The 25644-nt window shown below is 49.0% G+C and carries 22 protein-coding genes; 11 read left to right on the forward strand and 11 right to left on the reverse strand.

Going from position 1 to position 25644, the window contains the following annotated elements:
- Positions 1–61: 61 nt before the first annotated feature.
- Positions 62–1237, reverse strand: a complete 1176-nt coding sequence (locus BLW34_RS00820; protein ID WP_090574378.1) for a hypothetical protein — start codon at positions 1235–1237, stop codon at positions 62–64.
- A gap of 291 nt (positions 1238–1528) precedes the next feature.
- Between BLW34_RS00820 and miaB the strand changes: the two genes are divergently transcribed.
- The 7 genes from miaB to mfd all read left to right on the forward strand — a co-directional run bounded on the left by miaB (position 1529) and on the right by mfd (position 11907).
- The gene (gene miaB, locus BLW34_RS00825; RefSeq protein WP_090574380.1) at positions 1529–2857 is read left to right on the forward strand and encodes a tRNA (N6-isopentenyl adenosine(37)-C2)-methylthiotransferase MiaB; all 1329 of its coding nucleotides are present in this window, start codon (positions 1529–1531) and stop codon (positions 2855–2857) included.
- A gap of 81 nt (positions 2858–2938) precedes the next feature.
- Positions 2939–3919, forward strand: a complete 981-nt coding sequence (locus BLW34_RS00830; RefSeq protein WP_090574382.1) for a PhoH family protein — start codon at positions 2939–2941, stop codon at positions 3917–3919.
- Positions 3903–4385, forward strand: a complete 483-nt coding sequence (ybeY, locus tag BLW34_RS00835; RefSeq protein WP_090574384.1) for an rRNA maturation RNase YbeY — start codon at positions 3903–3905, stop codon at positions 4383–4385. The genes BLW34_RS00830 and ybeY overlap by 17 nt, the downstream gene beginning before the upstream one ends.
- Before the next feature lie 81 nt (positions 4386–4466).
- Entirely contained in the window at positions 4467–5300 is an 834-nt protein-coding gene (locus tag BLW34_RS00840; protein WP_090574387.1) for an HlyC/CorC family transporter, read from the forward strand.
- Positions 5301–5426: 126 nt separating this feature from the next.
- Positions 5427–7169, forward strand: coding sequence for a single-stranded-DNA-specific exonuclease RecJ (gene recJ / locus BLW34_RS00845; protein WP_090574389.1), 1743 nt, complete (start codon positions 5427–5429; stop codon positions 7167–7169).
- Entirely contained in the window at positions 7166–8440 is a 1275-nt protein-coding gene (locus BLW34_RS00850) for an MgtC/SapB family protein (protein WP_090540600.1), read from the forward strand. The genes recJ and BLW34_RS00850 overlap by 4 nt, the downstream gene beginning before the upstream one ends.
- 11 nt (positions 8441–8451) lie before the next feature.
- Positions 8452–11907: a transcription-repair coupling factor gene (gene mfd, locus BLW34_RS00855; protein WP_090574391.1), complete on the forward strand. Its 3456-nt coding sequence runs from the start codon at positions 8452–8454 to the stop codon at positions 11905–11907.
- Positions 11908–12410: 503 nt separating this feature from the next.
- Here the strand turns inward: mfd and BLW34_RS00865 are convergent.
- The 3 genes from BLW34_RS00865 to BLW34_RS00875 form a co-directional block, all read right to left on the reverse strand.
- Positions 12411–12758 carry a hypothetical protein gene (locus BLW34_RS00865; RefSeq protein WP_218138711.1) on the reverse strand — a complete coding sequence of 116 codons (348 nt, stop codon included), beginning with the start codon at positions 12756–12758 and terminating at the stop codon, positions 12411–12413.
- Between the two features lie 472 nt (positions 12759–13230).
- Positions 13231–13911, reverse strand: a complete 681-nt coding sequence (locus tag BLW34_RS00870) for a response regulator (RefSeq protein WP_090574395.1) — start codon at positions 13909–13911, stop codon at positions 13231–13233.
- The gene (locus BLW34_RS00875) at positions 13908–15344 is read right to left on the reverse strand and encodes an ATP-binding protein (protein ID WP_090574397.1); all 1437 of its coding nucleotides are present in this window, start codon (positions 15342–15344) and stop codon (positions 13908–13910) included. The genes BLW34_RS00870 and BLW34_RS00875 overlap by 4 nt, the downstream gene beginning before the upstream one ends.
- Before the next feature lie 1054 nt (positions 15345–16398).
- On the opposite strand from BLW34_RS00875, the gene BLW34_RS00880 reads away from it, so the two are divergent.
- The 4 genes from BLW34_RS00880 (at position 16399) to BLW34_RS00895 (ending at position 20236) form a co-directional block, all read left to right on the forward strand.
- Entirely contained in the window at positions 16399–17349 is a 951-nt protein-coding gene (locus BLW34_RS00880) for an HpcH/HpaI aldolase/citrate lyase family protein (RefSeq protein WP_090539516.1), read from the forward strand.
- A gap of 50 nt (positions 17350–17399) precedes the next feature.
- Entirely contained in the window at positions 17400–18581 is a 1182-nt protein-coding gene (locus BLW34_RS00885) for a malate--CoA ligase subunit beta (RefSeq protein ID WP_090574399.1), read from the forward strand.
- 10 nt (positions 18582–18591) lie between these two features.
- Positions 18592–19479, forward strand: a complete 888-nt coding sequence (gene sucD, locus BLW34_RS00890; protein WP_090574401.1) for a succinate--CoA ligase subunit alpha — start codon at positions 18592–18594, stop codon at positions 19477–19479.
- Positions 19480–19618: 139 nt separating this feature from the next.
- Positions 19619–20236, forward strand: coding sequence for a YqhA family protein (locus BLW34_RS00895; protein WP_090574403.1), 618 nt, complete (start codon positions 19619–19621; stop codon positions 20234–20236).
- Here the strand turns inward: BLW34_RS00895 and BLW34_RS00900 are convergent.
- The 7 genes from BLW34_RS00900 to BLW34_RS00930 form a co-directional block, all read right to left on the reverse strand.
- A complete protein-coding gene (locus BLW34_RS00900) occupies positions 20225–20737 on the reverse strand; it encodes a CinA family protein (RefSeq protein ID WP_090574404.1) in 513 nt (170 codons plus the stop codon). The two genes, BLW34_RS00895 and BLW34_RS00900, sit on opposite strands and share 12 nt — an antisense overlap.
- A gap of 133 nt (positions 20738–20870) precedes the next feature.
- Positions 20871–21416 (reverse strand): phosphatidylglycerophosphatase A family protein, encoded by a 546-nt coding sequence (locus tag BLW34_RS00905; protein WP_090574406.1) that lies wholly within the window; start codon positions 21414–21416, stop codon positions 20871–20873.
- Complete coding sequence (gene thiL / locus BLW34_RS00910) at positions 21397–22368, reverse strand: thiamine-phosphate kinase (RefSeq protein WP_090574408.1); 972 nt, start codon at positions 22366–22368, stop codon at positions 21397–21399. Before thiL ends, BLW34_RS00905 begins: the two co-directional genes overlap by 20 nt.
- 51 nt (positions 22369–22419) lie before the next feature.
- Positions 22420–22914: a transcription antitermination factor NusB gene (nusB, locus tag BLW34_RS00915; protein WP_090574409.1), complete on the reverse strand. Its 495-nt coding sequence runs from the start codon at positions 22912–22914 to the stop codon at positions 22420–22422.
- A 10-nt stretch (positions 22915–22924) separates the two neighbouring features.
- A complete protein-coding gene (ribH, locus tag BLW34_RS00920; protein ID WP_090574410.1) occupies positions 22925–23404 on the reverse strand; it encodes a 6,7-dimethyl-8-ribityllumazine synthase in 480 nt (159 codons plus the stop codon).
- A gap of 62 nt (positions 23405–23466) precedes the next feature.
- Entirely contained in the window at positions 23467–24582 is a 1116-nt protein-coding gene (ribBA, locus tag BLW34_RS00925; protein WP_090574412.1) for a bifunctional 3,4-dihydroxy-2-butanone-4-phosphate synthase/GTP cyclohydrolase II, read from the reverse strand.
- A gap of 2 nt (positions 24583–24584) precedes the next feature.
- Entirely contained in the window at positions 24585–25373 is a 789-nt protein-coding gene (locus tag BLW34_RS00930) for a riboflavin synthase (RefSeq protein ID WP_371263897.1), read from the reverse strand.
- Between the last annotated feature and the right edge of the window lie 271 nt (positions 25374–25644).

Genomic DNA, 25644 nt, shown 5'->3' on the forward strand with positions numbered 1-25644 from the left:
AACTGGCCGACGAAATCTGACTAAAATTGGACATTACGCTAATGCTATGTCAGTTTGTATTCTATTTGTACCGGAATGATTCCATCATCCAATCATCGAGGTCATCAATAAAGTTTGCTCGAGAGAGTCGCTGCTGATCTTTCAGCCAGCGTTTGAAGAACTTGTCGTCTTGGATCTGCTGCAAATCCTGCCGCATGGCGTTCAAATCCTGTTTGAGGGATGTTTCCTCCCTCTTCAGGTTGCGCTTTAGATTGGCTGTACTCAGGGTTTCGTAAGGACTGAGACCGAATTCATTGCGCACAGCGTGACGCCGATGGTGCAGTTCGTCTTCGAGTTCCTGGGCTTGTTGCTTGAGTAACAGCGTCAGTGAGGCGATTTTTTCTTCTGCCATTTTGGCGATGGATGCCGTGTCAGTAAGTTCGGTGCGCAGTTGGATCTGCAGGAGTGCAACTAAATCACGGCGATCATAAGCGGCGTTGGCCTCGCTCATTAAAGCCGTTTTGCGAGCATGTTCATCGGGGTCGTTCTCGCGATCGGGGTGCAATGCGCTGGCGAGCTGACGAAATACCTTGCGCAGAGTAATTTCTGCTTCCTGTTGCTCTGCTGCAGCTTTAAGCTGGGCAGCAGTGGGTTTTCTTTTACGTGCCCGGGTTTGCTGGCGTGTTTCTTCTCCGGCTTCAGCCTCGCGCAACCGCGCCATGCCGGCGTTAAACACATCATGCATGGTATCCAGCGGTTCATCGCCGGCCAGCGGTTTACCTAGCATGTCTTCCATTATCGCACGCATTTCCCTGATGCTGGCTTGTTCTTTTTGTGCCAGGCTTTCGGTGCTGTGCTTGTCATGCAGGATTTGCATTTCCTCGTCACCTTGAGCAGCAAGCTGTTCACAGAGATTGCACAAAATCGTGATGGCAATACTTTTTTGAGTGGGACTCAATCCTTTGCGTTGCAATCTTTCATCTAGCCACAGCGCCATTTCCCGTGTGAGCGTTCGATGACGCTCATGAAGTGGCGCCAGCGTCTGGTGGTATAGCGGGCGATGCGCATCGCTGATGGTTTGTACCTCGGCCAGCTGATGCTTGAGTTTTTCGATACGCTCGAGTAAGCGGTTGAAGCGCTGTTGACCCGAAGTTAGCCGGGAATCTTGTGCAGTCAGTTTCAGTGCAGTAGCTGAGTTATTTGCGGTTTGCTGAGAAGCAGCTGTTTCATCAGCAAATAAATCGGATTGGTGGGACATAGTTCTCCAATATAGTCGATTAGTGGGTGAAGGGGGTTAGAGTTCCAATCACTTTTCAAAGTGCCCGCGCAGTAGAGATACTGAAAAGATGATATGTTTCTAAGCTACAGGAAGTCATAGAACTTCCTATTCTTTCTGAGGTCAATATATGCTTAACGTTGAGAGAGATAGAGTGTTTCCAAGCCGTTTGCAGGAGTGTCGATGATGGAATCACCTGTTCTTCCGTTATATACTTACCAGGCTTTGCAAAATAATCCATTCAATTTCCAGTTAACCTACTTGTAATATTCCGTGAGTAATAAATTATATATCAAGACTTTTGGCTGCCAGATGAACGAGTATGACTCGGATAAAATGGCGGATGTGCTTCATGCGGCAAGAGGTATGGAACTGACTGATAATCCCGATGAAGCCGATGTGATTCTGTTCAATACCTGCTCAGTCCGTGAAAAAGCTCAGGAGAAGGTTTTTCACGATCTTGGACGAGTCCGGCACCTGAAAAATACCAACCCCAATTTATTAATTGGTGTTGGCGGCTGTGTAGCCAGCCAGGAAGGGGCGGAGATTGTTAAACGTGCACCCTTTGTGGATCTGGTGTTTGGGCCGCAAACTCTGCATCGTCTGCCGGAATTGATTGAGGAACGTGAATCGACAGGACGGCCGCAAGTTGATATTTCTTTTCCGGAAATCGAGAAATTCGATCATTTGCCGCCGGCACGCACCGAAGGCGTGACCGCTTTTGTTTCTATCATGGAAGGCTGCAGCAAGTACTGCAGTTTTTGTGTGGTGCCTTATACGCGCGGCGAGGAAGTGTCGCGCCCGCTCAATGATGTGCTGGTGGAAGTGGCCGGATTGGCGGTACAGGGCATCAAGGAAATCACCTTGCTTGGGCAAAACGTCAATGCCTATCGGGGTGAAATGGATGATGATGAAATCGCCGATTTTGCGCTGCTGCTCGAGTATATTCATGAGATCCCCGGCATTGAGCGTATCCGTTATACCACCTCTCATCCGAGGGAATTTACCACCCGTTTGATCGAAGCCTATGCGAAACTGCCCAAAGTGGTCAGTCACTTGCACTTACCCGTTCAATCAGGTGCGGACAGGGTTTTGGCGGCGATGAAGCGTGGTTATAGTGTGCTCGAATATAAATCGATCATACGTAGAATACGGGGGGTACGTCCCGATATTTCGATCAGTTCCGATTTTATTATTGGATTTCCGGGCGAGACGGATGCGGATTTTGAAGCAACCATGAAGCTAATTGAGGACGTTAATTTTGATGAATCATTCAGTTTTATCTATAGCCCGCGGCCAGGCACGCCCGCTTCCGATCTGCCTGATGACACGCCGCATGAAATGAAATTGGCACGGCTCTATCGCCTGCAGCAAAGAATCGCTCAGCAGGCGCAGGCCATTAGTCAAGGTATGGTGGGGACAACCCAGCGTGTTCTGGTAGAGGGACCATCTAAAAAGAATCCAGACGAACTCTGCGGCAGAACCGATAACAATCGCGTGGTCAACTTTGCGGGGACGCTTGATCTGGTCGGTCATTTTGCACATATCAAGATTACGGCGGCGCTGTCTCATACATTACGTGGGGAAATCATTACTGAATAGTAGCCGGTAACGGTTCATTATCACTTGCAATCTCTCGTAACCCCTGCGAGAATCAGCAGGTCGCATTTATTTAAAATAGTTTTGAAACCTAAACCTGTCGAGATCTCTTTTTCTCCGGCTGATAATCGGCGTCTTGCCAATCTCTGTGGCGCGTTAGATGAAAACCTTAAACAGATTGAAAATGCGTTGGATGTCGTGATTGCCCGCCGGGGCGAACATTTCAGTCTACGCGGTCAAGCCAATCAGACGCAGCTTGCTGCACAAGCTCTGAAGAATTTTTATAACCAGTCACAACATCATCTCAGTGTAGAACAAGTGCAGCTCGGTTTGATCGAGATAGCCAATTCACACTATTCCTCGCATGCTGCTGCGGATGAAACGGCGGGTGCTGAAGTTACCGTGCCGAAACTGCTCACGCGTCGTAGCAATTTACATGGCCGCACGCCACGTCAGGGGCAATATCTGCAGCAAATTCAGGAGCATGATATTACCTTTGGCATTGGTCCGGCGGGCACTGGAAAAACCTATCTGGCGGTCGCCAGCGCAGTCGATGCATTGGAGCGGGAGACCGTCTCGCGCATTATCTTGGTGCGCCCAGCGGTCGAAGCGGGCGAACGCCTGGGCTTCTTGCCAGGAGATATCGTGCAGAAAGTCGATCCCTATTTACGCCCGCTTTATGATGCGCTGTATGATCTCATGGGGTTTGACAAAACCGGTAAGCAGTTTGAACGCAATGCTATTGAGATCGCCCCTTTGGCCTTCATGCGCGGACGTACCTTGAATCAGTCATTCATTATTCTGGATGAAGCGCAAAATACCACGCCAGAACAAATGAAAATGTTCCTGACGCGAATTGGCTTTGGTTCCAAAGCAGTTATTACAGGCGATATTACCCAGATTGATTTACCCAAGAATCAGAAAAGTGGTCTGGTCGATGCAGACCGTGTCTTGGGAAAGATACGCGGGATTGCCTTTACCCATTTCAAAACCGAAGACGTCGTGCGCCACCCGCTGGTACAGCGCATCGTCGATGCTTACGAGCGACATGAGAAACGCCAGTAAGGCTCCCAAGCCTGCTCCCGCCACAAGTCATAAAAAAATCAAACTAGTGCTGCAATATGCCGCCGATTTTTCCGGAACACCCACCCGACCGCAGTTCCGTAAGTGGGTGAATGCTGCGTTGACGCAAAATGCGGAGATCGTATTGCGTATTGTTGATGAACATGAGGGGAAGGAGCTGAATCGCCATTTCCGTGGTAAAGACAAAGCGACCAACGTACTGACGTTCGTATACGATGAACTGCAGCCCTTGTCAGGGGATATTGTGCTGTGTGCGCCGGTTATAATCAGCGAAGCGCAACAACAACAAAAAGATCTGACTGCACATTACGCCCATCTGACAGTGCATGGCGTGTTGCACTTGCAAGGCTATGATCACGAGCATGACGCAGACGCAGCGATCATGGAGCAGCTCGAAACAGACATTGTCACTCGGTTAGGTTACGCTGATCCTTATCATGAACGATAAGATTGCAAGCGCTTTCATTCCAAATCCAGGTTTTTTAACAGCGCTATCTTGCGCATACATCTATCGATGATGAAATTTATCATGAGTAATTCCTCACCTAAGGTCAGCTGGTTTGAACATATCGGTGCCCTTCTTTTGCGCCAACCTGAAGATCGGGAACAGTTGGTGACATTGTTGCATTCTGCATATGAGCGTAATTTGCTCGATGCCGACGCACTGGCCATGATCGAAGGAGTGATGCACGTATCCGAAATGCAGGTGCGCGACATCATGGTGCCGCGCTCACAGATGGATACCATTGACATCAGTGAAAGACCTGATGAATTCATTCCGTATGTCATTGAAAAGGGGCATTCGCGTTTTCCGGTAACGGATGACAGTAAAGATCAGGTGATTGGCATTCTGCTAGCAAAAGATTTGCTGCGCTACTATGCAGGAGAAGAGGAATTCAATGTCCGTGACATGCTCCGTCCGGCGGTATTTATTCCTGAATCCAAGCGGCTCAATATTTTGCTTAAGGATTTCCGCAGCAACCGCAATCATATCGCGATCGTGGTGGATGAGTATGGCGGCGTGGCCGGCTTGGTCACCATTGAGGATGTGCTGGAGCAAATTGTTGGAGAGATTGAAGATGAGTATGACTTTGATGAAGAGGAAGCGAATATCGTAGCCGATGCGGATGGCTATTATCGTGTCAAAGCGATTACTGAAGTCGCCAGCTTCAATGAGGCGCTGAATGCCACCTTCAGTGACGAGGATTTCGACACCATCGGCGGACTTGTTACCAGCAAATTTGGCCGGCTTCCCAAGAATGAGGAAGCAATCGTGATAGAAAATTTCAGGTTTACGGTATTGCGCGCTGATAGCCGCCGCTTGCATTTGTTAAAGGTTGAACGGGTTAAATCAGATAGTTAAGTATTTTCCAGGATGCATTTTTCAGGATGACTGGCCCGCAGTGTGATTAGCCAGGTTGGCGGGAAATACTTATCCTATTATCTGGACTTAACCTTTACGGATGCCAGATGATAAAATAGCGGGCAAATGCCCAACATCACGACCCGCTGTTTTTCTCAAGACGCTTTTGATTCGCTCAATCAATACGGTTTACCCCCCGTTTTAGCGCGTATTTATGCTGCGCGAGGCATTGAGCAACCCCGCCAGCTTGAGACTGAATTATCACTGTTGCTTCCCTTTGAGCAGTTAAACCATATTGCGCATATGGCTGCACTGCTTGCCGACGCCATCGCTAGGCAGAAACGCTTACTCGTCGTGGCGGACTATGATTCAGATGGGGCGACTGCCTGTGCCGTGGCGATCCGTGCGCTGAAAAAATTTGGTGCCATCGTGGATTATCTCGTGCCCAACCGTTTTGAATATGGCTATGGTCTGACGCCGGAAATCGTGCATCTTGCGGCCTCACGCTACGACGAGCAGCCGGATATCCTGATCACCGTAGACAATGGTATTGCAAGCGTGGAAGGTGTGCGGGAGGCCAATCATCTGGGTATGCAAGTGTTTATCACCGATCACCACCTGCCTGGAGACCAGCTGCCTGATGCGGCGGTGATCGTCAATCCCAATCAGCCTGGCTGTAATTTTCCCAGCAAGCATCTTGCTGGCGTTGGGGTTGTTTTCTACGTGATGCTTGCATTGCGGGCGGAGCTACGTAAACAGGGCGCATTCATTGCCCAAGGCAAAGAGCCTAACCTGGCGAGTCTACTCGATCTGGTTGCGTTAGGGACGGTAGCGGATGTCGTCAGACTCGATAGCAACAACCGCATTCTGGTACAGCAAGGTCTGCAGCGCATTCGTAAGGGGCGAGGATGTGCCGGCATTAATGCTTTGCTGCAAGTGGCCAAGCGTGATTATCGGCAGGTATCCACTTATGAGCTGGGTTTCATCATTGGGCCAAGACTCAATGCAGCTGGCCGACTCGATGATATGACCCTGGGAATTGAGTGCCTTATCACGGATGATGAAAGCAAGGCGAATCAGCTTGCCGCTCAACTGGATGAGTTGAATCGTCAGCGGCGTGAGATCGAGACGGATATGCAACAGGATGCGCTGAGCAAGCTGGCGACCGTTATCGAGATTCAGAAATCGGCAGTCGACCCCTCTTATAGTTTATGTTTGTATGATTCGAGCTGGCACCAAGGTGTGATTGGCTTGCTTGCTTCACGGATCAAGGAAAAATTTCATCGTCCGGTGATTACTTTCGCACCAGGCAATGAAGGTGAAATCAAAGGCTCAGGGCGCTCGATTCAGGGTTTTCATTTGCGGGACGCCCTAGATCTGGTTTCTAAGCGCCATCCTGGTTTGATCCTGAAATTTGGTGGTCACGCAGCCGCTGCCGGGCTGACTGTGCATGAGCAAAATTTTGAAGACTTCCGGGCTGCTTTCGAGCAAGTTACGCAAGCACTGCTGACGCCTGCGGATTTGACCCGGGTCATAGAGACCGATGGGGAGCTAGATGATGCTGAATTAAATCTGGATCTCGCGCGCTGTCTAGCTGACTGTGTCTGGGGACAAGGTTTCCCTGAGCCCAATTTTAACGCCTGCTTTCATGTGGAGAGCCAGCGTGTCGTAGGTGAAAAACATTTAAAATTAAGACTGAAGAAATTTAATTCACACTGCAGCTACGATGCGATACTGTTTTTCCAGGCGGAGTCACTGCCACCACTCATTAACGCGGTCTTTCGCGTGCAAGCCAATGAATATAATGGAAATACTACTTTGCAATTGCTGCTTGAACATTGGTCCCCAATTGATTCGATGACGATATGAATGACGTATTCCTACCGAACGGCGAGCTCGAGCATCTCGCTGCATTTGCTACCAGTCTCGCCATTGGTCTGCTGATTGGTCTGGAGCGTCAGCGTAGCCCGGCAGCAAGAGCGGGATTACGGACATTTGCCCTGGTGGCGTTGTTTGGCACGCTCAGCGCCATGCTGTCACAAAAAGCCAGCTCACCGTGGTTGCTAGTGGGTGGGCTGCTCCTGGTGGGAATAATGACGATTGCTGCCTATTTTCGTAAGCAGGATGAATCAATTGATATCGATCCTGGCACAACCACTGTTGCGGCCATCCTGATGTGTTATGGATTGGGTGCAACTGTTTGGTTCGAAGAATCCACACTGGCGGTGATGCTCGCGATTATCACCACCATTTTGCTGTATTTTAAAACTGAGCTGCATGGTCTAACGCACAATCTTGATCGACGTGATCTGATTTCGATGCTGCAATTCGCAGTGCTTACTTTTATCGTTTTGCCGATCTTGCCCGATCAGAATTACGGTCCATATGATGCGCTCAATCCTTATCAAATCTGGCTGATGATCGTATTGATCTCCGGTATCAGCCTGACTGGCTATATCGCATTGCGCTTTATCGGTCAGCGTTATGGTGCCGTCCTCCTGGGTACATTGGGTGGCCTGGTATCCAGTACCGCAACCACCATGGTGTTTACGCGTCGTAGCCAAGATAATCCGGGTCTGGTGAAATTGGCGGTGGTCGTGATTTTGCTCGCCAATCTGACGGTTTTAATAAGGCTCGCTGTCATCAGTGCGGTCATTTCTCCGGCCATATTGCCGGAATTGTTACCGATATTAGGGACGGGCCTTTTTCTTGGACTGCTTGCTGCTGCTTTCTGGTGGCGTGACTTAAACCAGCAGGCAAAACTTTCCATACCCGAAACCAAGAACCCGGCTGAACTGACCACTGCGGCAGCCTTTGGGATACTTTACGGAATTGTGCTGCTCATGAGCGCTTGGTTATCAGATATTGCTGGGAGTAGCGGGCTTTATATTGTCGCTATCATTTCTGGTTTGACAGATGTCGATGCGATCACGCTCAGTAGTCTGCGCCTGCTTGATATGGGTAAGCTGCAGGCAATGGAAGCGGTAACCGCCATTACCCTAGCCATTATTTCAAATATTATCTTTAAGCTGGGGTTAATACTGGTTATCGGTAGTTCGTTGCTGGCCAAACATACCGCTTTAGGCATGATCATCATGGTGATCGGTTTGGGCGGCGCGCTGCTATTTTTTGGAAAATAAAGTGGTAGACCATGCATTTTAAATTTGCTTTACCTGCGCCTGGCATGTTGACGCGCCATGCTGGCTTTGACGGTTCCAGCGATACATTTGCTCTTGCGGAGCTTGCGCGCATGGTGCAATTGGCCAAGCCATTGACGATTATTACCGCCAATGCGCTGGATGCGCAAAGATTACTCGAAGAGTTGCCTTTTTTTGCACCTGAACTGAACGTACACTTGCTGCCAGATTGGGAAACGTTGCCTTATGATACCTTCTCGCCTCACTTTGATCTGATATCAGAACGACTGGCGACACTCTATCAAGTCATGAATGGGAGTTGCGATGTATTAATCGTGCCTGTGACCACTGCACTGTATCGCATGCTCCCCAGGGAATTTCTGGCAGCCCACACTTTCTTTGTCAAGCAGGGCAGTACGCTCGATCTACCCGTATTCCGCGGTCAGATGACCTTGGCCGGTTATACGCATGTGGCTCAGGTATTGTCACCTGGAGAATACAGTGTGCGCGGCGGATTGGTTGATTTGTTTCCCATGGGCAGTCCGTTACCTTATCGCATGGATTTGCTCGATAACGAAATTGAATCGATCCGCACGTTCGATGTGGATACCCAACGCAGTATTTATCCAGTTAAAGAGATCAGACTGCTGCCTGCGCGTGAGTTTCCATTGGATGAAGCCGGGCGCACCCGTTTTCGTATTAACTTTCGCGAAAAATTTGAAGGCGACCCCTCACGCAGCCGGATTTATAAAGAAATCAGCAAAGGCGCTACCCCCGCAGGAATTGAGTATTATCTGCCGCTTTTTTTCGAGCAAACGGCCACCTTGTTCGATTACTTGCCAGAGAACAGCCTGCTATGCCTGCATCAAGACATTTATCCGGTAGTCGATAATTTCTGGCGCGAAACCCAGTCGCGCTATCAATTATTGCGCGGCGATACGGAGCGCCCACTGCTGCCGCCCGTCGACTTGTTCCTGACCACTGATGGTTTCTTTGGCAAACTGAAGCCTTATGCGCGTATTCAAATTCAAACCAGCAAAGACCTGGCCACAGAACCCTTTACCCAACCTTTGCCAGCCGTGCGAGTGGATCGTCATGCAGGCAATCCCCTTGAGAAGCTGGCGGCATTTATCGCTGATTTTACGCTATCGGGCGGGCGCGTCCTCCTGCTCGCTGAAAGTATGGGGCGGCGCGAATTGATCGCCGAATACCTGCACGAATATGGTCTATCCCCCAAGCTCTGTAAAGATTATGCGGCGTTTCAGTCAGATACCGAACCCTTTATGCTGAGCGTCGCACCGCTGCATAACGGCTATATCCTCAATGCCAGTCGCTATGCACTGATTACTGAGAGTGAGCTTTACGCAACCCATGTGCAGGGGCGGCGTGAACGCGAGACGCGCAAGGCTTCCTCGACGGATGTCATGCTGCGCGATTTATCGGAAATCAAGCCCGGTGATCCAGTGGTGCATGAACAGCACGGCATCGGCCGCTATCTCGGGCTGGTCAATATGGATCTGGGCGAAGGGGAGCCTGGTCAAACCAGCGAGTTCCTTGCATTGGAATATGAAGGCGGCGATAAGCTGTATGTTCCTGTCTCGCAGCTGCATGTGATCGGACGCTACAGCGGGGTATCGCCTGAAGCAGCGCCCTTGCATAAACTCGGCAGTGGACAATGGGAAAAAGCCAAGCGCAAGGCGATGCAGCAGGTGCGCGATACCGCCGCTGAATTGCTGAATTTGTATGCGCAGCGTGCCGCGCGCGAAGGGCATGTTTTCAGGCTTAAACAGCACGATTATGAAGCGTTTGCGGAGGGATTTGGCTTTGAAGAAACCATTGATCAGGCGGCAGCGATTCAGGCGGTCATTAACGATCTGACTTCTGGCAAGCCGATGGATCGGCTGATTTGTGGTGATGTCGGCTTTGGTAAAACCGAGGTTGCCTTGCGCGCGGCGTTCATTGCGGTGGCGGATGGTAGACAGGTGGCGGTGCTGGTTCCTACCACCTTGCTGGCGGAACAGCATTTTCAGAATTTCTCGGATCGTTTCGGCTTGATTGCCGATCAGTGGCCGGTGAAAATCGCTGAGCTATCGCGCTTTCGCTCTGCCAAGGAGCAAACCCAAGCCCTGGAAGGATTGGCCAAAGGGCAGATTGATATCATCATCGGCACACACAAGCTGATTCAGGAAAAAGTCAAATTCAAGAATCTCGGACTGGTGATCATCGATGAAGAGCACCGCTTTGGTGTGCACCAAAAAGAGCAGCTAAAGAAACTGCGTGCTGAAGTGGATGTGCTGACGCTGACGGCTACGCCGATTCCACGCACGCTCGCCATGTCACTGGAAGGGTTGCGCGATTTTTCCATCATTGCTACCGCCCCGCAAAGGCGGCTGGCGATCAAAACCTTTGTTCATCCGTTCTCAGAAGGGATTATCCGCGAAGCGTGTTTGCGGGAATTGAAACGCGGTGGCCAGATTTATTTCCTCTATAACGAGGTCAGCACTATTCAGCGCATGTATGACAAGCTGGCGCAGCTTCTGCCGGAAGCGCGTATCCACATCGCCCATGGGCAGATGCGGGAAAGCGAGTTGGAGCATGTCATGCGGGATTTTTATCAGCAGCGCTTCAATCTGCTGCTTTGCACCACCATCATCGAAACCGGAATCGATATTCCCAGCGCCAACACCATCATCATGCACCGCGCGGACAAGTTCGGCTTAGCGCAACTGCACCAGTTACGTGGCAGGGTGGGGCGTTCTCACCATCAGGCCTATGCCTACCTGCTGACACCAGATGAAGAAGCGCTGGGGGCGCAAGCCAAAAAAAGACTGGAAGCAATTCAATCGATGGAGGAGCTCGGATCAGGTTTCTACCTGGCAATGCATGATCTGGAAATCCGAGGAGCAGGGGCCGTATTGAGCGAATCACAAAGCGGTGAAATGCAGGAAGTCGGCTTCAATCTCTACAGCACCATGTTGGAGAACGCGATTAAATCGCTCAAGGCGGGGTGTGAACCTGATATACAGCATCCGCTCGGCATTGCCACCGAAATCAAGCTGTATGTCCCCACTTTGCTGCCAGAAGATTACTGCAATGATATTCACGAACGCCTGGTGCTCTATAAACGCCTGGCGAATTGCACTGACGATACGCAGCTGGATGACATGCACCGCGAATTGATCGATCGCTTCGGCTTGCTGCCCGATCCGGCCCGGGCGCTATTGGATTGCCATCGCTTGCGCATTGCCGCCAAACCGCTGGGCATCATGCGTATCGATGCCAGTACTGACGGCATACTTATTCAATTTGCCCCCAACCCGCCTGTCGAAGCGGGCAACATCATCGCGCTTATCCAGAGTGGCCGGGAGTACAGCCTGGCCGGCCCAGACCGCCTGAAAGTCCAGGTAAAAATTCCAGATGCGGCGGAGCGTGTTAAACGCGTAAGGAAGCTGATGGATAGGCTGACGTAGGAGTAGCTTCTTCTCTCAGGAATGAATGAAAACAGCAATGGATTACTACGACAGTGTTTCCCCAAGAATATGAAATTGACTGATGTTACCGAAGAACAAGTACAATGGGCAGTCGTTCGTACCAATCACCGACCTCGCAAAGTACTTGGATTTAGAACTCCTCATGAGGTATTCTTCGGATTATCGATTAGCTATACTAATCAGCCATCAAAAGTTGCGCTTCGAATTTGAATCTACGGGATTTGAGAGTGACCGCACTTTACTTTTTACTACCGATCTCCCGCGTTGACTTTGGGAAAATTAACCCGCATTTTGAGGCTGCGCGAGCAGGAGCAGCCCACTTATTGGCTCAACCCATACTAGAAGCCTGCAAGTATTGGCGATTGGTTTATTCCGGAACATTCCAATCGCCAATATTTCAGTATCATGTGTGCAGCCTGCAACAGTCATTATTTCGGCTGCCTTCGGCTACACACTTAGTATTTACAGCACATTATGCCTGCTTAATTCTGGGAAGACTCCGATTTTCCCTGCTTTCTTTCCTGATTCTTTTCACACCACTTTTCATGACGGCGCTGTTTCATTTCTTTGAATTGGGTATTTTGTTCAGGCGTCAATATCTTTTGTAATCGCGATTCGGTTTCCTCATGGATCGCTTTGTATTTCTCGCCTTGCTCCTTGAAAAGTGCTTCGATTTTGACTTTCTGATCCTCGCTCAACTTTAGCTCCTTATCGAGCCGTTCTATTTTCTTGGCGCGATATTGCTCATGATCCCCCTTCTCGCCTGAATACGCGGCTACAGTCAGAGGAAATGCCAAGGCGACTACCATACCTATAAGTTTAGCGTTCATCGTTTAGTTCTCCTGATTAAAGATTGACAATCAAGCAGCATTTCTGCTGCTCTTGGGAATAACTATAAGTAACAAATATGTAAGCAGTTTGCAGCGATTGTGGAAAAAATGTGAAAGCTAAGAGTATGACTAAATCTCAAAGCGATCGTTGCACTAGCCCGAATATTTCATAAATTCGCGTGATGATCACGCAGGATTTTGATTAATAGGGAAGTTTTGAGAAAGAGGGGTGTAGTGACTCATACACCCGACTGAGCAAAATCTTTCTTATTAATCAAAAGGCAAGTGAGGGCACGTGCCAATTTATGAAATATTCGGGCTAGCTCCCTTAGGAAGCGCTGATCAATTAGTCAAACAAGATGAAGTGCAAGGCGGACGGAACACATGAAGCGAGTCTTATCAGATAGACAGACAAGTTTCAGTGCATCACCTAAACAACAATCTACTTGCGCGGATGATTATCCGCGTTCCCCTAATCGGGGTTTTGTGGATCATAACGGTATCCTGCTCCATAGACCGAATGAATCACTTCTTTTTCCGGAATCAGTTCAGCCAATTTTTTCCTCAACTTTTTGATATGACTGTCTATCGTTCTATCTGAAACGATCCGCTGATCCTGATAAATCAAATCCATCAACCTGGAGCGCGAAAAAATACGCCCCGGCTGCTGATACAACACATAGAGCAGTTGAAATTCAACCGCTGTTAATTCGATTTCCTGATTACCGTACTGCACTTTGAAACTTTGCGAGTAGAGCTTGAGCGCCTGTTCCGCTGAATTGATGGTTGGTGGCTGCAGCCGACGTAATACTGCCTTGACTCGTGCGACCATTTCCCTTGGACTGAAAGGTTTACATATATAGTCATCAGCACCCATTTCCAGACCCAGCAAACGATCAATCTCTTCAATCCGCGCAGTCACGATGATGATCGGCACTTGGCTAAAACTGCGAATATCGCGACAGATATCAAGCCCATCCCTGCCCGGCACCATCAAATCCAGCAGCACCAGCTCAACCGCGTTGTCTTTCAGCCAGGGCACCACCTCCAAACCCTGGCTCAAGCAATATGTCTGAAAGCCAGCGTGATGCAAATAATCAGCCTCCAGGCTGGCGAGCTTAGGCTCGTCTTCGACAATCAGGATACAGTTCATGGCGTAACCGGAAATGCAATACGCATCGCAAGGCCACCCAGTGGGGAGTGAGACGCTACCAGGGTTCCTTCGTGTGCCTTTACGATGTTACTGCAAATAGCCAGGCCCAGGCCTGCACCACCCAAATGCCGGTTACGCGAACCATCGACACGGTAGAATCGATCAAACAGATGCGTAATATCCTGCTCCGAAACGCCGGGACTGCTGTCAGCCAGTTCAATCACCAGATTATCCTCAAGGCGCTCAATCATGATTTCCAGTTGGCCGCCCTGATCAGTATGATTCAGGCTATTCGTCAGTAAATTGCGGAATAATTGCGATAGTCGATCCGGATCGGCGTTGATCAGCAATGGTTTGGGCAATCGATTGGTTGATATGACGCTGATCTGCTTGTTATTGAACTCAGGTATAAAGGCTGCGAGATCTTCCTGCAATAGCGGTACCGGATCGAGTAAAACTTTCCGATAACTCAAAGCACCCTGATCAGCCAAAGCCAGTTGGTAAAGATCTTCAGTTAAGCGGTTAAGTCGCATCACATCGCCCGACAACGACTTGATCGTTTCCGATGTCAGCGGACGTATCCCATCCATGATCGCTTCCAGCTCGCCGCGTAAAACAGCTAGCGGTGTGCGCAGTTCATGAGAAATATCCGCCACCCACCGTTTGCGACTTTGCTCTGCCTGCTCCAGCGCTGCGGCCATATCATTGAAATTGCGCGCAAGTTGACCCATCTCATCGTTTGACTCAACCGGGAGTCTAGCCTGGTAATTACCAACCGCAAGCCTTTGCGCTGCCGCTGCGATACGTTTCAGCGGCCGCCCGAGATGATAAGCTAAAAACCAGGCGATCAACGCAGAAAGCAGAATCATCACCAAGGCAATCCAGAAAAACAAATTGGCTTGCCGTTCCATAAAATAAATATCGCTCGCCTGATTAACCGGATTTCCCGGCAAAAGCCCAAGAAAGCCCACGGTTTGATTAGCATGCTGAATCGCATGCAGGTGTAATTGGGAAAGCAACTCCTCCCGTCCAAACAGTATCGATTTGTCTGCGCTTAGCAGCATTACGCGTAATCCGAATGGAGGCCACCTTGAGTTTATTTTTTCAGGTAATGTTCTGGGCGGCCACCACTGTTCAGGTTCTTGCTGCGCCTGCTTGATGACCCATTTTGGCGGATGATGCTGATGCGGATCAGCACGCCAGAGCAATGAAATCCATTTAAGTTTATTGCCTGTCAGGGCGTCCCAACTGCGATTCTCGGCGTAGTACTCTTCCAGTACGTCGATAATTTTATCCACCCGCTCCTGCTGCCTTTTTTCAACAAATTCAGTAAATCCTTTTTCGAGCGACCAGCGGGTAAAGAAATGCATACCCAGGACCACCAATAAAGTCGTCAGCAAGAAGGTTAAAAATAATTTGATTCTGATTGACATGGATCGCTGCTCACTTTTCAAGCGTGAACAAGAAAAACTCAAAAGATTCAGAATGAAGTCATTTGGGTTAATGCTAACTTATCAAGCTAAATAGCCTTTCATTAGATCAGCTCAGGTATGACATTATACGGGGATGATTGTCCCGGCTGATTGTGCAAAAAATATGAATTTCCCTAACTTGCGCACTTGGCAGCTGTTTGGAAATTCAGAGCGCTGTCGATAATGTGGTACTTTTATGTTGTTAACATATACTATTTTATGAATCAACAAAAAGCGTAAGAAGCGTAAGAAGCGTAAGAAGCGTTATCCGAGTAATCCAAGCGCTGGGGCGTGGCATTACTTGAAACCACACTTGCCTGTATCGGCAGTGGGAAGACCGAGAAAAATGCGGACGCTACAAGCACCCGGCGGCAAGTTATCTGAACAGTCAAAACATCAAATGCGCTGCGGTTCCTGGGCAACGTGGTTATGATGCTGGCAATAGGGTTAATGGTCGTAAACCCTATTCTGGTAGACACACCGGGTTACTGTTGACGGTTGTAGTAACCATTGCCAGCGTGCGAGGCCGTGATGGTGCTTGCTTACTGTTGCGTCATCTGCCGGTTAGGTTAGCCTGGGTTTACATCGCCATGCCCCGTGTTATGTTGAGGCACTAGCTTAAAACAGGGGTTTCCAAACAATTTCTTGGAGCGATGATTGCCCATCGCACCAGGGTAAAAGAGCCGCAAGATAATCTGCAAGACAAAACATGCCTTAGTGAAACGAAGGCAAATGTTCATAACTTGCAAATTGAAATACATCTTCAAACTCAAATTCAATACCAGCCAGTGATATAATTGCATCCGAATTGAACAACCATACAGCCTGATTACCTGGGAATACCCGCTTGAAGCACACGAAAACCGATAGAAACGCCCCCAGTCATTTACCCGCTTTCCGCACATCATCATGTGTTTCAGAAGAAAAAATTCTGAACATGCTTCACTTCCACTTCCTGTTTTTGATTCAGCGCTACGGATATATCGATCGATCTATTTAATTTATTGGAGGAGAAATGAGTCATACATTGTTTGAAACCAAGATTCAGCGCGTGCAACGTTGCGAATTGGCTGTGCCAGGTTCGCGCCCCGAAATGTTTGAAAAGGCACTGAAAAGCGGAGTGGATTTTATCTTCCTGGATCTTGAGGATGCCGTTGCCCCGGACGATAAAATACAGGCCCGCAAAAATATCATCCAGGCGATCAACGATCTGGACTGGAAAGGGCATGGGATCACGCTTTCAGTGCGTATCAACGGTCTGGATACTCAATTTATGGTACGCGATGTGGTCGATCTGGTTGAACAGGCCGGGCGCAAGATCGATACCATTCTGATTCCCAAGGTGGGCGTTTATGCAGATGTCTACATGGTTGAAGCGATGCTCAATCAGCTGGAAATGCAGCAAGGATTAAAAAACAGGATCGGCATCGAAGCGCTTATCGAGACCGCGCTGGGGATGGCTAATGTCGAGGATATCGCCCGTAACGGCGCAGCCGGGCGACTGGAAGCGCTGCATTTTGGTGTGGCTGACTATGCCGCCAGTAACCGTGCACGCACTACCAATATTGGCGGACTCAATCCGGATTATCCCGGTGATCAATGGCACGCCGCCATCAGCCGAATGACTGTGGCATGTCGTGCTTTTGGCTTGAGGCCAATCGATGGACCTTTTGGTGATATTCAGGATCCGGAAGGTTATAAGCAGGCGGCCAGACGAGCGGCTGCACTGGGCTGCGAGGGAAAATGGGCGATTCATCCGACCCAGATCGCTTTGGCCAACGAAGTATTTACGCCTCCTGCTGCTGAAATTGAAAAAGCCAGGCGGATTCTGGCTGCATTGAAAGAGGCGGCGGCGCAAGGAAAAGGCGCAGCCTCGCTCGATGGCCGTTTGATCGATGCGGCTTCGGAAAGAATGGCCAATAATATTGTGAAAGCAGCCGAGGCGATTGCTGCAAAAAATAACTAATCAGCAGGCAGGTTTTTAAACAGTTCTTTGAAATTGAAAGGGGATAGGCATTGGATATTCACGAGTATCAGGCAAAAGAAATCTTGGCTGAATATGGTGTCAAGATTGCCGAAGGCGGCTTGGCATACACGGTGGAAGAAGCCGTGCAGCGTAGCCGGGAAATCGATGGAAATGTCTGGGTAGTCAAGGCGCAGATTCATTCTGGCGCACGCGGGAAAGCAGGCGGCATCAAAGTCTGTAGGGCCCATGATGAAGTGGAGGCGGCAGCTGAAGCGCTCTTGGGCAAAAGACTGGTTACCCATCAGACGGGTCCAGCCGGCAAGATGTGCACCCGGCTTTATATCGAGGCGGGGACGGATATTGCCCGAGAGCTCTATCTGTCTTTCATGATCGACCGCAGTCATGAGCGTGTCATTATGGTGGGTTCTGCACAGGGCGGCATGGAGATCGAACGCCTCGCAGTCACTAATCCCGATGCAATCGTCAAAATCTATGTGGAACCCGCAGTAGGGTTACAGGATTTCCAGGCGCGCACCATGGCTTTTGCCTTAGGCGTTGGAGAAGATTTGCTCAATCACGCGGTTAAAACCATCAAGGGATGCTACCGTGCCTTGCGCGATCTGGATGCCAACATCCTGGAAATCAATCCACTGGTTGTGACCAAAAATAATGAGTTGCTGGCGTTGGATGCGAAAATGAGTTTCGATGAAAACGCGTTGTTCCGCCGTCATAGAATTGCCGAATTGCGCGACAAGACACAAATCGATCCACGCGAGGTGGCGGCAGCAGAGGCTGGCTTGAGCTATGTGGGACTGGATGGAGATATCGGCTGCATGATTAATGGCGCTGGCCTGGCGATGGCAACCATGGACATGATCAAGCTGGCAGGTGGTGAGCCCGCTAATTTCCTGGATGTCGGCGGAGGCGCATCGGCGGAACGTACCGAAAAAGCATTCCGCCTGGTGCTGGCTGATGAAGGCGTCAAGGCGATGCTGGTTAATATTTTTGCCGGAATTAACCGATGTGACTGGATTGCAGAAGGGGTGGTTCAAGCGGTTAAAAATATCGATATGAAAGTACCGCTGGTGGTGCGTTTATCTGGAACGAACGTTGAAGAAGGTCAGCGAATTATCGCAGACAGCGGTTTGCCGATTATTACCGCGGAAACATTGGCGGATGCGGCGGAAAAAGTGGTTCAGGCACGCAACGAAATGGTTGCAAAACAAGGGTAGGGGGGACAGAGTGGCCATTTTAATTAATGAAAATACACGCATTATTGTGCAAGGCTTCACAGGCAGAATTGGCAGCTTTCATGCGCAGGAAATGATCGAATATGGATCGAAAGTCGTAGGGGGTGTTACCCCGGGTAAGGGCGGGAAAACGCACTTGGGGCTACCCGTTTTCAATACCGTGAAAGAAGCGGTTGAACAGGTGGGGGCCGAGGCGAGCATCGTATTTGTGCCCCCGGCATTTGCCGCTGATTCGATCATGGAAGCAGCCGATGCTGGCATTAAATATTGTGTCTCGATTACAGATGGTATTCCGACTCAAGATATGATGACAGTCAAGAGTTTTTTACGCCGTTTTCCCAAGGCGCAAAGGATGATGTTGACCGGCCCCAATTGTTCAGGGACGATCAGCCCGGAACGTGCCATGCTGGGCATCATGCCAGGACATATCTATATGCGGGGTAATGTGGGGGTGGTTGGCCGTTCAGGGACGCTGGGCTATGAAGCTGCCGATCAAATGCGGCGGCTGGGGATCGGTATTTCCACCTCTATCGGGATTGGCGGTGATCCGATCATCGGGAGCTCCCACCGCGATGTGCTGGAAAAACTGGAACAGGATCCGGAAACCAAGGTGGCGCTGATGATTGGTGAAATCGGAGGGCCGCAGGAAGTGGAAGCCGGCATTTTTGCCAAAGAGAATATGAGCAAACCATTAATAGCCTATATTGCGGGATTGACGGCACCAGCCGGTCGGCGTATGGGACATGCGGGAGCAATCATTTCTTCTGCAGGAGAAAGCGCTGCAGAGAAAGTGGAGCGATTGAAAGAGCTGGGTGTCACCATATGCCCAACACCGTCTTTGATGGGAAAAACGGTCGCAGAATTATTGGCCAAAATGTAGCCTGAAAGTTGTTTTCTCAACTTGCTGACCAGATTGATTGCGAAATCTGGTCAGCTTCCTTGAATCCGGCACAAGCACCCATACAATAAGCAAGGCGTTTTATGGTGTGCAAAATTGAAGTAATCGAATTTTTAATGATATGGAAATTAACCAGAAAACCGACAAAAAAAGAATTTCAGCGATAGCCCGTTTTCTCTTTTTATCACGTTGGCTGCAATTACCGCTCTATTTAGGGTTAGTACTGGCGCAGTGTGTCTATGTTTTTCACTTTTGGGTCGAGTTAATTGATCTGGTGGGTGCGATCATAGGTGACAAAGAGTCATTGAGGCATATTCTGCATATTGTTTCTCCTGAAGAAGGAGAAGCGCCCATGAAGATCACAGAAACGGCCATTATGCTGGTAGTGCTGGGTCTGATTGATGTGGTAATGATTTCTAATCTATTGATTATGGTGATTATTGGCGGATATGAGACGTTTGTTTCACGCATGAATCTGGAAGGCCACCCCGATCAGCCTGAATGGCTATCGCATGTCAATGCAGCGGTATTAAAGATCAAGCTCTCCACTGCTATTATCGGTATCTCGTCCATTCACCTGCTCAAGACCTTTATCAATGCCACTGCTTATGATGAAAAGACATTGCTGGCCCAAACAGGCATTCATATTACTTTCTTGCTATCTGCAATGGCGATTGCCTATACAGATCGCCTGATGTCTATGACCCTGCACAACAGCATAGCGGAATCAGACGAGTGAAGGTGGCATAACGTCTAATAAATGGATAATGCCCAATAAGGCGGTTCCCACAGCTTGCCGCCTGATTGCTTCGCGATCTCCTGAGAAAAAATGGGTCTCGCTGCCTGCGAGCTCTTGCTTGGATGCCCAGGCAAAGCACACCATCCCGACGGGTTTTTCTTGCGATCCGCCTGCTGGTCCAGCAATGCCGGTTACCGCAACCGCTACCTGGGCATCGCTCATTTTAATGGCGCCTGTTGCCATTTCTTGCGCGGTTTGTTCGGATACTGCGCCATATTGAGTCAAAGTCGCCGCCTGCACGCCCAACATTTGTTGCTTGGCGTGGTTACTATAGGTAATAAAACCCCGATCATACCAGGCTGAACTCCCCGCAACGGCTGTGACCACCTGACCTATCCAGCCGCCTGTGCACGATTCTGCACTAGCCAGTATCAAACCCCTTTCAGCAAGCGCTACGCCAACATGCTGTGCATAAGAGAGCAGTATTCGATCATCGACCATAAATCATCTCTAAAAATTTATCTTGCAGGTGAATCGCAGCACTCTGCGCCTAGCCCTGAGTACCTGAATAGGTTTCTAGGGAAGACCTGAATAAGTGAGCAATGTGTCACAGTAGCTACTTATTCGGGTTAAGCTAAAAGTAGCTTTCGAGTAGAACCAGCGACTTCCAGCCAGCGAGGCAAAGTAAGGTATAGAATGCTGCCAGTAGATCATCGAACATCACACCCAACCCGCCACGAAGCTTGCGCTCATAGTATTTGATGGGCGGAGGTTTAAGGATGTCAAAAAAGCGAAATAATATAAACGCAGCGCCAGACCATAGCCAATGATCAGGAATGAAATAGAGCACTAGCATGAAAGCGACAATTTCATCCCATACCATACCGGGATGATCATGGGCGCGCAACGCTCTGCCAGTAATGGCACACGCCCAGATACCCAAAATGAAGAAAATATCAATAGCGAGTAATAGTGCGATCGGCTCGAGAAACGAATCCAGGGACCAGAATAATGGAAAGGCAACCAGTGTTCCAAAGGTGCCCGGTGCCAACCGACTTAGCCCGGCGCCAGCACCAAATGCAAGAAAGTGGGCAAAGCGGCTGTGAACAAACGCTAAATCAGGTTGCAAAGGAGGAAGCTTGAAACTGGACTGGTAGGGCTCAGGTAAGGAAGTGGTCATAGCCTTTTTTCTCGTGGGTGATCGCGTGACCGTTTGCATCAAGAATGAATAATCCTTTACCCGGAGTAATTTTTCCAATGCGGGCAAGGGGAACAGTCAATTCCTGAGACAATTGTATTATTTCGGGACGCTTTATCTCGGGAGCGGTAAAACAGAGTTCATAATCATCACCTCCTGCCAGTAAACAGTCAACTGCAAGTGATGAAGGTAAATATCTTTGCATGGCCCATGAGCAGGCGATTCTTTCTAAATGGATCGTTGCGGCAGCATGGGAGCATTCCAGAATATGTCCAAGATCAGCCAGTAATCCATCGGAAATATCAATCGCACTATGCGCAAGATCAACTAATCGCTGCCCAAGTTCGACGCGTGCTACGGGGGTATAAAGCGCAGCTAAGCACACAGCCAGTTCTTCTGGATCCAGGGTGATGCGTTGTTGCAGATGAGCAAGCGCCAATGCAGCATTGCCTAAATACCCGGATATCCAGATATCATCTCCCGGAATGGCTCCACTTCTTTTCAGCGCTTTTCCTTTGGCGACTTCACCCATGATGTGTACGCCTATATTAAGCGGGCCACACGTCGTGTCGCCACCTATGAGTTCCACCTGATATTTGCTGGCCAGCGTAAAGAAGCCATCCATAAACGCTTCCAGCCAGCCACTATTCATGTTGACCAAATTGGCAGGTAATGTCAGTGCGAGTGTAACCCAGCGGGGAATGGCCCCCATCGCTGCCATATCAGAGAGATTGACCGCCAAGGCTTTGTGACCAAGCTTGCCAGGATCGGTATCGGCGAAAAAATGCTGACCGGATACCAGGGTATCGGTAGAAACGGCCAAATCGGTCGTCGCTGTGTAGGGAATCAGCGCAGCATCATCGCCTATGCCAAGGATCGCCCGATGAACCGGTCGTGTGAAATATCGACGGATAATATCAAACTCGGAACTCACGATCAGTCCATGGTATGAAATTGTTACCAGAAGGCAGCTAGAAATAGGTTGTTATATTGATTCAATTTTTTTCTTGGCTTGCGATTGAATTTCTATGGCGCGCAATTGTGCCGCAAGCTTATCCAGCACACCATTCACGTATTTGTATCCATCGGTTCCTCCGTATGTCTTAGCGAGTTCTATGGCTTCATTGATAATGGCGCGATAAGGAATTTCCAGATGGTGAATGAGCTCGTAGGTGCTGAGTAAGAGAATGGAAGACTCAACCGGGCTGAGATCAATCAAAGGGCGATCAAGGTAAGGCTGAATATGGTGTTCCAGCGTGGTTGAATTTTTTAGCACACCGCGAATTAAATCGGAAAAAAAAGATTCATCTGTTTTGGGAAAAATGTCTGTTTCACGTAATTGTGTTTCGATAAAACTCACATCGTTTCCAGCGACACGCCACTGATAAATGCCTTGTAATGCGAGCTCACGCGAAAGATGGCGGCGTTTCTTGTATTTAAAGCCGGTTTTTAAAGGTGAAGTAGATTGGATTGCAGTCATGAGCCAATTATTATGTCATTTCATCAAGTTTTGCCAGAAGATTGGCCATTTCGATCGCTGCGCGTGCAGCTTCTATTCCTTTCTGGGTCATCCTGGCAAGCGCCTGATCATCATTGTCAGTCGTGAGTATGCCATTTGCTACAGGAATGCCCGTATCAAGCTGAACAGAGATTAATCCTCTTGCTGATTCATTCGATACCACTTCAAAATGATAGGTGTCGCCTCGTATGACGGCACCTAAAGCGATCAATGCATCAAACTGATCGGATAAGGCCATCTTTTGCAATGCCAATGGAATCTCCAGTGCACCAGGTACTGTAGCCAATAACAGGTTCGATTCTTGAACGCCCTGCTTGGCTAATTCAGCGGTACAAGCGCCAAGTAGCCCCTCTGTTACTTCAATGTTAAAGCGGCTCATCACGATGCCAACGCGAAGCTCGGCACTATTGAGGCTGGTTTCAATTTCCGGGATATTGTCGTAATATGCCATGCTCACTCCAGTAAGCGTGCTAAAAGTTGAAGAAAGGTTGAAGAAATAGAAAAGGTTAGATTTTACTGTAAAGCGGTATATTTATTCAGAGTTTCCAGATATCCCGTCACTTCCAGACCAAAACCCGTCATGCTGGGCATTTTGCGTGGCGTCGCAAGCAAACGCATCTTACCTACGCCAAGATCTTTCAGTATTTGCGCACCGATGCCATGATCCCGTAAATCTGTCTTGACCGAGTCATGATGCTGTGCCTGATTCTGCAAGAGACGTTCTGCCAGGATGGCAGCATCCCCCTTGCGATGCAACAGCACGATCACCCCTTGCCCTGTCTCTGCAATCACACGCATGGCATCATTGATGCTCCAGGAATGCATATGATCGTTGATATCCAGTACATCGATCACGGATAAAGGTTCATGCACGCGTACCAGTACTTCTTTATCTGGATGAAGCGTGCCTTTTACCAGCGCAAGGTGCGTAATATTGGCTGTTTTATCATGATAAGCAGTCAAGTGAAATTCACCATAGATAGTTTGAATGGGACGATCAGCCACCCGTGTCACCAGACTTTCCGTGAGGCTGCGGTGATGAATCAGATCTGCGATGGTGCCAATTTTGAGCTGATGTTTGGCGGCAAATTCGATGAGATCCGGTAGGCGCGCCATTTCACCATCATCTTTCAGGATTTCGCAGATCACCGCAGCCGGAGTCAATCCCGCCATCTGCGCCAGGTCGCACCCCGCTTCGGTATGTCCCGCGCGTACCAATACACCCCCTTTTTGCGCCTTGAGCGGAAAAATATGGCCAGGCTGGACAATATCTTCGGATTTGGCATCTGCTTTGACAGCGGCTTGTATGGTGCGAGCGCGATCAGCTGCAGAAATCCCTGTCGTTACACCCGTTGCGGCCTCAATGGAAACAGTGAAGTTGGTTCCATGGGATGAATGGCTAGTCGAAACCATCAACGGCAATTTGAGTTGATGGCATCGTTCTTCCGTTAGCGTCAGACAGACCAGTCCTCGGCCATGCTTCGCCATGAAATTGATCGTTTCCGCGGTCACGAAATCAGCGGCCAGAACCAGATCGCCTTCATTTTCACGATCTTCTTCGTCAATGAGAATAACCATTTTTCCGGCCCTGAAATCCGTAATGATTTCCTCGATAGTGCTAATTGCCATATTTACTTAACTATAACTCCAGAAGATAGTTCCATTAGACGCGCGATATAGCGTGCCAGCATATCCGATTCCAAATTTAATCGTTCATCCCGTTTAAGATGCTTCAGATTCGTTTCAGCTAACGTATGGGGAATGAGATTGATTTCCAGGATATCGTCCTCTATACGATTGATGGTCAGGCTGACGCCATTTACCGTAATCGACCCTTTTGCTGCAATATATTTTAACAGTGATACCGGTGATTTGATCGCCAGCAGATAATTTTCCCCTGCTTGTTCGAATGTAGTGACTGTGCCTACTCCATCCACATGGCCGCTTACCAAGTGACCGCCTAATCGATCCGTTAATCGCATTGCTTTCTCCAGATTAACATAATTTCCGACGATATTCAGGCCATGTGTGCAGCTTAAAGTTTCATCTGAGACATCGACAGTAAAAAAAGTATTGGCTAATGAAGTGACCGTCAGACATACGCCATTAACTGCAATACTGTCACCGATCTTGACGTCACTCATATCCAGCTTGCCTGGGGTGATATGCAGGCCGAGCGCATTAGTTTTCTGGCTAATTTGTTTAATTTCCCCGACCGCTTCAATAATTCCTGTAAACATTTTATATTTTCCAAACATTAAGATACTGCCACCTTGTTGATGCTGTTCCTGGCGAACAAGAACAGCATATGCCATCTGCCTTAATTGCCGTACAGCAAATAACTGAGCGTTACTCAGTTTCCAACACATAAAGCCGGCTGGCTTTATCAACGCCACATAATAGGGATAGGGTCGAAACATTTTTCGCCTTCCAAAAGGTATTTATCTCATTTGCCGAAACCAGCTTCGCTGGGTCGTATATCTCCGCCTTCATGTTAAAGCCGAAGACTGACTGATTATTTCATTTTATTTTCAATGTATTAACTATTCTACCTGCCGAGCGTTCGGATAACAATAATTTCTGGCACGCTACTTGCTCTTATTTCTAATGAAGGCAACCAAAGTTGAACAAGTTGTCCTGACGAAAATGAAATCAAACGCGTTAACGCTGGGCCTGATGCCTGGATGGGTC

This window comes from Nitrosomonas sp. Nm58 (assembly GCF_900107335.1).
Classification (GTDB): Bacteria; Pseudomonadota; Gammaproteobacteria; order Burkholderiales; family Nitrosomonadaceae; genus Nitrosomonas.

Coding starts and splice junctions, on each gene's coding strand:
- mfd (WP_090574391.1), top strand. CDS start 8,452: ATGCATTTTAAATTTGCTTTACCTGCGCCTGGCATGTTGACGCGCCAT.
- BLW34_RS00850 (WP_090540600.1), top strand. CDS start 7,166: ATGAATGACGTATTCCTACCGAACGGCGAGCTCGAGCATCTCGCTGCA.
- ribH (WP_090574410.1), bottom strand. CDS start 23,404: ATGGCATATTACGACAATATCCCGGAAATTGAAACCAGCCTCAATAGT.
- BLW34_RS00930 (WP_371263897.1), bottom strand. CDS start 25,373: ATGTTTCGACCCTATCCCTATTATGTGGCGTTGATAAAGCCAGCCGGC.
- BLW34_RS00880 (WP_090539516.1), top strand. CDS start 16,399: ATGAGTCATACATTGTTTGAAACCAAGATTCAGCGCGTGCAACGTTGC.
- BLW34_RS00870 (WP_090574395.1), bottom strand. CDS start 13,911: ATGAACTGTATCCTGATTGTCGAAGACGAGCCTAAGCTCGCCAGCCTG.
- recJ (WP_090574389.1), top strand. CDS start 5,427: ATGCCCAACATCACGACCCGCTGTTTTTCTCAAGACGCTTTTGATTCG.
- ribBA (WP_090574412.1), bottom strand. CDS start 24,582: ATGGCAATTAGCACTATCGAGGAAATCATTACGGATTTCAGGGCCGGA.
- BLW34_RS00875 (WP_090574397.1), bottom strand. CDS start 15,344: ATGTCAATCAGAATCAAATTATTTTTAACCTTCTTGCTGACGACTTTA.
- BLW34_RS00900 (WP_090574404.1), bottom strand. CDS start 20,737: ATGGTCGATGATCGAATACTGCTCTCTTATGCACAGCATGTTGGCGTA.
- nusB (WP_090574409.1), bottom strand. CDS start 22,914: ATGACTGCAATCCAATCTACTTCACCTTTAAAAACCGGCTTTAAATAC.
- BLW34_RS00895 (WP_090574403.1), top strand. CDS start 19,619: ATGGAAATTAACCAGAAAACCGACAAAAAAAGAATTTCAGCGATAGCC.
- BLW34_RS00905 (WP_090574406.1), bottom strand. CDS start 21,416: ATGACCACTTCCTTACCTGAGCCCTACCAGTCCAGTTTCAAGCTTCCT.
- BLW34_RS00865 (WP_218138711.1), bottom strand. CDS start 12,758: ATGAACGCTAAACTTATAGGTATGGTAGTCGCCTTGGCATTTCCTCTG.
- BLW34_RS00840 (WP_090574387.1), top strand. CDS start 4,467: ATGAGTAATTCCTCACCTAAGGTCAGCTGGTTTGAACATATCGGTGCC.
- BLW34_RS00820 (WP_090574378.1), bottom strand. CDS start 1,237: ATGTCCCACCAATCCGATTTATTTGCTGATGAAACAGCTGCTTCTCAG.
- ybeY (WP_090574384.1), top strand. CDS start 3,903: ATGAGAAACGCCAGTAAGGCTCCCAAGCCTGCTCCCGCCACAAGTCAT.